Source organism: Coriobacteriia bacterium, assembly GCA_013334745.1.
In the GTDB taxonomy this organism is placed as follows: Bacteria; Actinomycetota; Coriobacteriia; order Anaerosomatales; family JAAXUF01; genus JAAXWY01.
Genome location: JAAXWY010000031.1, coordinates 21,120 through 29,584 on the forward strand (window position 1 = coordinate 21,120; position 8,465 = coordinate 29,584).

General features: G+C 67.6%; 12 protein-coding genes. 4 read left to right on the plus strand and 8 right to left on the minus strand.

Annotation, left to right across the window (positions count from 1 at the left end; all coding sequences use genetic code 11):
* The first annotated feature begins 4 nt into the window (after positions 1-4).
* Together HGB10_08490 and HGB10_08495 are read left to right on the plus strand one after the other, a co-directional pair.
* The gene (locus HGB10_08490; GenBank protein NTU71839.1) at positions 5-1,144 is read left to right on the plus strand and encodes an ABC transporter permease; all 1,140 of its coding nucleotides are present in this window, start codon (positions 5-7) and stop codon (positions 1,142-1,144) included.
* A complete protein-coding gene (locus HGB10_08495) occupies positions 1,137-1,865 on the plus strand; it encodes an ABC transporter ATP-binding protein (GenBank protein ID NTU71840.1) in 729 nt (242 codons plus the stop codon). Before HGB10_08490 ends, HGB10_08495 begins: the two co-directional genes overlap by 8 nt.
* Here the strand turns inward: HGB10_08495 and HGB10_08500 are convergent.
* The 7 genes from HGB10_08500 to HGB10_08530 form a co-directional block, all read right to left on the minus strand.
* Positions 1,862-2,479 carry a hypothetical protein gene (locus tag HGB10_08500; GenBank protein ID NTU71841.1) on the minus strand — a complete coding sequence of 206 codons (618 nt, stop codon included), beginning with the start codon at positions 2,477-2,479 and terminating at the stop codon, positions 1,862-1,864. The two genes, HGB10_08495 and HGB10_08500, sit on opposite strands and share 4 nt — an antisense overlap.
* A 36-nt stretch (positions 2,480-2,515) precedes the next feature.
* A complete protein-coding gene (locus HGB10_08505; GenBank protein ID NTU71842.1) occupies positions 2,516-2,851 on the minus strand; it encodes a hypothetical protein in 336 nt (111 codons plus the stop codon).
* Positions 2,841-3,524, minus strand: coding sequence for a hypothetical protein (locus HGB10_08510; protein NTU71843.1), 684 nt, complete (start codon positions 3,522-3,524; stop codon positions 2,841-2,843). The genes HGB10_08505 and HGB10_08510 overlap by 11 nt, the downstream gene beginning before the upstream one ends.
* 144 nt (positions 3,525-3,668) lie before the next feature.
* Entirely contained in the window at positions 3,669-5,090 is a 1,422-nt protein-coding gene (locus HGB10_08515) for a HAMP domain-containing histidine kinase (GenBank protein NTU71844.1), read from the minus strand.
* A complete protein-coding gene (locus tag HGB10_08520; GenBank protein ID NTU71845.1) occupies positions 5,087-5,794 on the minus strand; it encodes a response regulator transcription factor in 708 nt (235 codons plus the stop codon). Before HGB10_08520 ends, HGB10_08515 begins: the two co-directional genes overlap by 4 nt.
* A 75-nt stretch (positions 5,795-5,869) precedes the next feature.
* Positions 5,870-6,865, minus strand: a complete 996-nt coding sequence (locus HGB10_08525) for a DUF72 domain-containing protein (GenBank protein NTU71846.1) — start codon at positions 6,863-6,865, stop codon at positions 5,870-5,872.
* Between the two features lie 157 nt (positions 6,866-7,022).
* Complete coding sequence (locus tag HGB10_08530; protein NTU71847.1) at positions 7,023-7,409, minus strand: hypothetical protein; 387 nt, start codon at positions 7,407-7,409, stop codon at positions 7,023-7,025.
* Positions 7,410-7,638: 229 nt separating this feature from the next.
* On the opposite strand from HGB10_08530, the gene HGB10_08535 reads away from it, so the two are divergent.
* The gene (locus HGB10_08535) at positions 7,639-7,830 is read left to right on the plus strand and encodes a ferredoxin (GenBank protein ID NTU71848.1); all 192 of its coding nucleotides are present in this window, start codon (positions 7,639-7,641) and stop codon (positions 7,828-7,830) included.
* Positions 7,827-8,189, plus strand: a complete 363-nt coding sequence (locus tag HGB10_08540) for a peptide chain release factor-like protein (protein ID NTU71849.1) — start codon at positions 7,827-7,829, stop codon at positions 8,187-8,189. Before HGB10_08535 ends, HGB10_08540 begins: the two co-directional genes overlap by 4 nt.
* Before the next feature lie 109 nt (positions 8,190-8,298).
* Here the strand turns inward: HGB10_08540 and HGB10_08545 are convergent.
* Positions 8,299-8,465: cold shock domain-containing protein (locus HGB10_08545; GenBank protein ID NTU71850.1), on the minus strand; the 167-nt coding region annotated here is incomplete at its 5' end.

The window sequence follows — 8,465 nt, forward strand, 5'->3', positions numbered from 1 at the left end:
GCGAATGCTGCCGCTGCGCATCGCATGGCGCTTCCTGCGCTCGAGTCCCGGTCAGTCCGCGCTCATCATCGCCGGTATCGGCGTGGGCATCGCGACGCAGATCTTCGTGGGCTCGATCATCGTGTCGCTGCAGGCCAACCTGCTCGAGACCACGATCGGCTCGGCGGCTCACATCACCGTCAAGGCCATCAAGGAGTCCGACCCCGTTCGGTACTCCCCCGAGATGCAGAAGCTCTTCGCATCCGACCCGCGCGTCAAGCCGGGCACCGTCGCGCCGATACGCTCGGTGTCCGTGCTGTTCAGCAACGGCACCGACAGCTCAACTTTGGGTGTCATCGGCGGGAAGCTGCAGGAGATTGACGGCATCTTCAAGCTCACGAAGCGCACCATCGAGGGCAAGGCATCCATCGGCCCCAGCGAGATCATGCTGGGCAAGGAGTTCGCCGAGAAGTTCAACATCTCGGTGGGTGACACGATCTCGCTCAAGTTCTCGAACAACCAGACGGGCTCGTTCAAGGTCACGGGGATCTTCGACCTGGGCTCGGCACAGTTCAACCTCCGAAACGCGTTCGTCGCGCCTGCGGTGCCGCAGAACGTTCTCGGATGGGCCAACGACGAGTTCTCGAGCGTGCAGATGCAGCTCGTCCAGCCCTACGACTCAGCGCAGGTCGCAGCGCAGTGGAGCCAGCAGCTTCCCGGCGTCTCGGTACTCGACTGGCAGGGCCAGAACGCCGACCTGCTCGCCGGGCTCACCGCACAGTCGGTCTCCAGCTACATGATCCAGGCGTTCGTGCTCATCGCGATCGCGCTGGGAATCGCATCCACGCTCGCCATCGCGGCGGTCCAGAAGACGCGGCAGATCGGCATCCTCAAGGCGATGGGCCTTGGTGACCGGCCGGCCGGACAGGTCTTCCTGTTCCAAGCCGCCATCCTGGGCATGGGTGGCTCGCTCGCGGGCGTGCTCTTCTCATTCGGGCTGCTCGCGCTGTTCAAGCTCTCCCCCGCGCCCTTCACGATCGAGATGCAACCGAGCTTCGTGGCCGTCTCCTCGCTCATCGGCATCATCGTCGCCCTGCTCTCCTCGATCGTTCCGATACGATCGACATCGCGCCTCGACCCGATCGAGGTGATCCAGAGTGCCTGATACCTGCGACGAGGGAACACTGCTCGTGGCCACCGGTCTGGGCAAGGTCTACGGCGAAGGGGACGCAGCCACTCAGGCGCTCGCCGGAGTGGACGTGACCATGTGCGAAGGCGAGTTCGCGGCCATCATCGGCCAGTCGGGCAGCGGCAAGTCGACGCTGCTCAACATGCTCGGCCTGCTCGACACCCCAACCACCGGCGCCATCACTTACCAGGGCAAAGACGTGTCGATGTTGGACAAGGACGGCCGAGCCAAGCTGCGCAACGACCTCATCGGCTTCGTGTTCCAGTTCCACTACCTGCTGCCGGAGTTCTCGGTGATGGAGAACGTGCAGATGCCGGCGCTTATCGGCGGCATACTGCCTGCGGCCGAGTTGCGGACTCGTGCGCTCGAGACACTCGACCTGCTCGGGCTGGACGGTCTTGAGGGCAAGAACGCCAACCAGCTCTCGGGCGGTCAGAAGCAGCGGGTCGCGATCGCGCGCGCGCTCGTGAACCGGCCGTCGCTCCTGCTCGCCGATGAACCCACGGGCAACCTGGACACGATCAACACCAATCTGGTGTACGACCTGTTCCGCACGATCAACAAGGAACTCGGTACGTCGTTCTTGATCGTCACCCACGACCGCTCGATTGCCGAGCGCACCGACCGCATCCTCGAGATCCAGGACGGCAAGCTGGTGCAGGACATCCGCACAAGCGACGTGGTCGCGGGGAGCTAGTCCGGCGGCTTGCGGGGCGCGTATCCCGGCGGCTCCGGCGGTGCATCCGTGGGCGGCGCCCCTGGCGGCGGCACAGCAGCCGCCTGCGCCGCGAGCGGGCGTCCCTCGGCGACACCCGGATCGACCAGCAGCGCCGCTGCCATCCGCTCGTCGCGCGCCCGCGGACGCGCGTGGACCGCACGCCGTATCTGCCGAGCAACGCCGCGCCACGGCGAGCGCCACAAGTCGACGCAGAGCGCCAGCGCTCCAACCACCGCGGCGGTTCCGGCGACGAGCATTGCTGCAAGATAGGGGCGGTCGAAGTAGTTGAGCGGCTCTCGGAACAGCAGCGGCTTCTTTGGCCAGGTGAACAGCGCTGTCGCGCCGAGCCAGACCATGAGCGCAAGCAGCACGGTCGCGAACAACAGCAGTCCCGGCTGGATACTCAGCGCGAATCGGACGTCACCGGTCGGCCACTCGCCGGTGGCTCCCACCTCACGGCGCTTGCCCGCGTAGTCCCTGACCGTGCGGCGCCAGTGGATCTCGTGCCAGATCGAGATGGGGATGAACACCGCCAACAGCACGAAGCACGGCCACAGGGGCCGGTCGATCGTGGGCAGGTACATCGAGACCATGAGGCTCCTCGGCGAGGATGGGCTTGGGCGGTTGGACTACTCCAGCCCTGACTCTATACCCCCAAAGTCGCCATCACCCGGCAGCGACATGCTCTCGAGCTCCTTCTCGATCGCCGAGAGCTCGGCTTCGATCGCCTTGGCATCCGATGACGTGAGCGGACCGGTCGGCTTCACTCCCGCCGAACCGCCCGCTGCCGACGCATCCGCCGAACCGCTCGCAGACGCAGACGAACTCGCGTCCGCCGTGGCGGTCGCGAGTTGCGACTGATCGCTCATCTGGGGTCCCGCCGGCTTCGCGCATCCTCCTGCGGTGGCGACAACGGTCGCGAGAAGCACCATGGCGGCGAGTCTGACTGACAGGCTACTGGGCATTCACCGTCTCCGTCGCGTTTTGCGAACGCAGCTCGCGGACGATCACGCGCAGGGCCTGAGCGGCGTCGCGGACAGACGAGCGGGCGAGCTTCAGTTCGGCGACAGCGCCCCGGCCCTTCGCCCGGGCGGTGGTGAACGCCGCGCGTCGGTTGCTGGCGCCCGGCACTGCGTTGAACAGATCGGCCGCGTCAGCTTCGAGTGCGAGCGCTGTGGCGAGGTGGCCACGGGCCGCGTCGAGGCTGCTGCGCACGCCACCCACGTTGCCGCCTGCTCCCTCGACCTTGTCGGTGAGCGCTGACACACGACCGATGCGCTTGGTGATGTTGGCGGTGGCGGCGTCGAAGCGACGGTCACGCGCCGCCAGAATGTTACTGATGCGGTTCTTGAGCTGCTCCTCGCGCTGCCCCTTGGTGGCGGAAGCCTCGCTGCTGCGAGCGGCCTGGCGGGCTGCCTTCTTCGCCTTGCGAGCGGCTTCGAGTGCGTCCTTCTTCGCCTTGCGAGCGGCCTTGCGGGCCGCTGCTCGGTCGGCGCGCTGCTGAGCGGTCAGCTGGGTGCCCGAGCCCGTGCCGGTACCAGTACCGCTTCCGGCGGTGGCTTGCGCGAACATCGGCACCGCCAGCGCGGCAACAAGAGCTGCAGCGACGGCGATGGTTCCGATTGATCTGGTCTTCATCTCAGGCACTCCGATCGATTACCGCGCACCCGCACGGTGTGACCTTCCGTGCTCTCAGTATCGGAGCCTGCGGTTGCGCGGTGGTTGACCACGTGTTGAGTTTACATTGAGCAACATGTCCGCCGAGCAGCCCGCCTTCACGGCTCACGAGCGCGCCAGCGGCAATGTGACCGCGAATTCCGCGCCACCCAGATCGCTGTCCCCCACCGAGATCGTCCCGCCCATGAGCTCGACGAAGCGTGACGCGATCGACAGTCCCAACCCGGCGCCGCCACTGCTGCTCGTCCGCGACGAGTCCAGCCGAGCGAACCGTTCGAAGATGCGCGCTCGATCGGCCACGGGTACACCCGGACCGGAGTCGGCGACTCGAACCACCCACGCGCCCCCTTCCGCGACAGCGCGCACGCGCACGGTCCCGCCCGAAGGCGTGTGCCCGATCGCGTTGCCGACGATCGCCGAGACGACCTGCACGACGCGGTCGACGTCGCCGAGCGGACGGGCGTTGTCATCGAGTTCGAGCGCGAGCGTGACGCCGGCATCATCCGCGGTCGCAACGAAACGCCCGGCGAGCGCGTCACGCACCGTTGCGACGTCGACCGGCGTGCATGCGAGGCGCACCGACCCCGCGTCGAGCTCGGCGAGCGCCAGCAGCGTCGACGACATCTCGGCGATACGGTCGGCCTCGTCTCGGATGACTTCGAGCGCGTGGGTTCGCTTGTCAGGTTCGCTCACCACGCCGTCGAGAAGCGCCTGCGCGAAACCTCGGATGGACGTCAGCGGCGTGCGGATCTCGTGGCTGACGTCGCCCACGAACGCCTTCTGCGCCGCGTACGCGTCAGCCACGCGTGAGGACATGCGGTTAAACGAGCGCGCCAGCGACGCGGTCTCGGCGTCGCCCTCCTCGGCGACCTGAGTGCCCAGCTCGCCTGCCGCGACGTGATCGGCGGCGGACTCAAGCCGCACGAGCGGCGCGGTGAGCCGACGCGCCAGCACGCCGCCGGCGACGAACGCGACGACGGCAGCGACGACAAGCGATAGTCCCGCCAGTGCGAGTAGCCCGGTCTGGGCGCGGCCGATCTCGGCGAGCCCCTGGATGGCGACGAGCACGTGCCCGCCGTCCATCGGCGTCGCGACCATCACGACCGGCACGCCTGCACCGGTGCGCAGCCGAGCCGCGCTCACGTCCGCGACCTGCGTGGGCTTGAGCCGCCCGAGCGGCAGCGGCGCGGCGGAAGTGCCGGCCGTCGAGCGCAGCACCTTGCCGCTGTCATCGGTGACGACGAGCGCTGCGCCGATAAGCCCGGCCTCGATGCGCAGCATGCGGTCGCGAGTGGTCGCCGAGACGGCCTCGTCGAGTTGCTCGGCGGCCGCCTGGCCCTTCGCGAGAACGGCGACCTGTCGCGCGAGGTCGTCGGTGCGCCGCCCGATGGCGTACTGCGACCACACCGCAGCGAACACCCCGAACGCGACGACGAGCGAGAGTAGCGTGCCACCGACCACGTACGCGCGGGCGCGCGACGCCGTGCTCGGCCGCGGACGCGAGCCCCGGGCGCCGGCGTCGCTCACGGCGCGTCCTTGCGCACGCGGTAGCCCACGCCACGCACCGTCTCGAGGAATCGAGGAGCGGCGGCATCGTCGCGGAGCTTCTCGCGGATGTGGCGGATGTGGACGTCGACGCCGCGAGCCTCCGCGAAGTCGGCGTAGCCGACTGCGGCCTCGAGCAACTGGTCGCGTGAGAGCACCACGCCCGGTCGGCGCGCCATCGCAAGCAGGATGTCGAACTCGCGAGCTGTGAGCGCGATGGGCGCGTCGTCCACCGTGACTTCGCGCGTGGCCGGATCGATCGCAAGCCCACCGACGCGTACTGCAGCAGGCTCGGCCGCCGGAGTGCCCGCGGAACCATGCCCTTCGCCCGCGCGCCGTAGTAGCGCACGCACCCGGGCGACCAGCTCCGGCGGTGAGAACGGCTTGACGACGTAGTCGTCGGCGCCGCCCTCGAGCAGCGCGACCTTATCGGCGTCGGTGTCTTTCGCGGTGAGCATGAGGATGGGCACAGACGACTCGACTCGGATCGCCTTGCAGACCTCGGCGCCGGTCATCCCCGGCAGCATGATGTCGAGCACGACGAGGTCGGGGCCGACCTCTCGGAAGCGCTTCACCGCGGCGGGGCCATCGGCAGCGCATTCGATCGTGAACCCGGCGGACTGCAGGTAGACGCTGACCAGCTCGCGGATGTTTGCCTCGTCATCGACGATGAGCACGGTACTCACGGTGCGGCTCCTCACAAGTCGAGCGGTCGTCTCCCGAGTGTAACGCGGTCATGTGCGGACAGGCGGCAGGCAGCGTCAGAACAGCGTCGCCTGTTCACCCGCCGAGTCCCCCTGCGAACTTACGCCGTCGATCGGCTCGCCGGTCTTCGTCCCGCCCTCGCGTGGCGCCACCACGTCGCCGAGTATCTCGGCCATCTCGCGGGCGTTTCGGGGTGCGTAGTCGTACTTGCAGTTGTTGAACATCACCCAGGTGCGCTCTGTCTCACCGGCCAGCCGGCCGATGGGTTCGGTCCACTCGGCGAGTTCATCGCGGTCGTAGACGTAGTCGAAGCGGTCGGCCGCCGACGCCGTGCGCACGTTCCACGTGCCGGCGTTGCGCCCGTGGAACCGCACGTAGCCGAGGCGAGACGTCGCCGCAGTCACCGGCGGCATCACCGCGGAGCCGGGGATCCGCGGCGCATCGACCGCGACGTAGGTCAGGTTGCGGTCCGAGAGGAACTTCATCGTCTGCTCCAGCTGAGGCCCCGTGACCCAACTCGCATGTCGAAACTCGACGAATACCGGCAGCGGATCGAGAATCGCTGCGGCGCGATCGATGACTTCGAGATTCGCGTGCGCGTGCTGGCGGTCGATCGCGGTCATGTACGCGGGGTACTGCATGAGCACGCCACCCATCTTGCCCGCGCGCACGAGCGGCTGGAGCGCATCGACGAAGAGCTCGAAGCTGCGATCGATCATGCGTTGCTCGGGGTGGCGCACGCGACCGGTGTGCGTGAGCTCGTAGTCGTAGTCGCGCAGTTCGGGTGCGAGGGAGCGCTCGTCGACCTCGTGGCCGGTCATCAAGCCGTACGCCTTGATGTGGAAGGTGAATCCGTCAGGCGTGCGCTCGGCCCAGTGACGCGCGTAGTCCTCGCGGGGCAGCCCGTAGAACGTGGAATCGACCTCGACGGTGTCGTAGCGCGCCGCGTAGTAGCGCAGCCGAGCCTCGGGTGACGACGTCTTGGGCGGATACCACCGCTCGATCATCGTCTTGTCGGTCCACGAACACGTCCCGACGACCACTTCGCCCACATCGTCACCTCCTCTCGCACCGCGAAGTTGCGGGCTCGCATACGCGTCGCACGCCAGCGCGTATGAGGATTCTACCCGCTCGAAACGCACGTCAGGCCCGGCACTGTGCCGGGCCTGACGACTTGATCGATCTGTTGTGCTGCGCGGTGGCCGAGAACTACTGGGCGGCACCCGTGTCGCACGAGCCACACGCACTGCAGTCAGCGCCGGGAGCGCATGCGGCTGCTCCGCCGGCAGCGGCTGCCGACTTCGGGCAAGCGGTATTGGCGCAGTTCGCGGCGTTCGCGCACGCACCGTCAGTGGCACACGCGCCGCCGTTGGCACACTGGCCGTCGGTCGCGCAGGTTCCGTCGGCGGCCTTCGTGCAGGCGCCACTCGCGGCGTTGGGACACGCGACGGTGGCGGGAGCGGCAGCAGGAGCGGCGGTAACGGTGGCCGGCTTGGCACCGAGCTTCCCACCGGCGTTGGCGATACCGAAACTACCCAAGACGAGCCCGGCGATAAGCGCCGCGGCGACAAGTCCGATGACCTTCTTCGTGCTCATGTGCACCTCCGGTGAGAGCGCCTCTGCGCCCGGTTCGCGAGTCTTACGCGGCCCAGTCTGCCACCGCCGTGTGAATTCCGTGTGAAGGAGTGTGAATACTGCGATATTCCCTCCTGGCCGCCGGGTTCGCACATCGCCGGAGTTGAAGCGTTTGCCGCATGCCACCTGCGGGGTAGACTCGAATCGGCGGCGCGAATGGGTTGAGCGCCGATTATCTGAGGGGGATGTCATGAAGCCTCGTGTGGACGAAGACCTGTGCATCGGCTGCGGTTCGTGTGAAGACCTGTGCCCCGACGTGTTCCGCGTCGAGGACGACGGCTACTCGCACGTCATCACACCCGAGCCCGGCGCCGAGCAGTACGGTTGCGTCCGCGATGCGGCTGATGCGTGCCCGACCGGAGCGATCTCGATAGGCGAATGACACACCTACCGCCGGACTACCGTATCCCCGAAACCGATGAAGCCCTGCTCGGCGAATGTGACGTGCAGGTTTTTCGAGCGACCGGTCCGGGGGGTCAGTCGGTCAACACGACCGACTCGGCGGTGCGGTTGATCCACCGCCCGAGCGGCATCGTCATCGTCGCACGGCGCGAACGCAGCCAGTTGCGCAACAAGCACGATGCGCTCAGGCGGCTTCGCGAGCGCATCGTCGATGCGCAGCGAGTACGACCCAAGCGCGTGAAGACGAAGCCGTCTAAAGGCGCCGTGGCGCGCCGGCTCGAGGCGAAATCGCGCCGCTCGGCCCAGAAGGCCCAGAGGCGGCAGCGACCGGATGAGTGAGCACGCCGGACGCGTGCGCACCACACACACCGAGCACCTGCCAGACAACGCAACGAGGGCGGCCCCATGGGAGCCGCCCTCGTGAGTTCATCGCAGATGGTGCGACGAGCTAGACCTTGCGAACGTTGCTCGCCTGGAGCTTGCCGTTCTGACCGGTGGTGACGTCGAACGCCACAACCTGACCCTCGTCGAGGGTCTTGAAGCCATCGCCCTGGATCTCGGAGAAGTGGACGAACAGGTCGTCGCCATCCTCACGCGAGATGAAGCCGTAGCCCT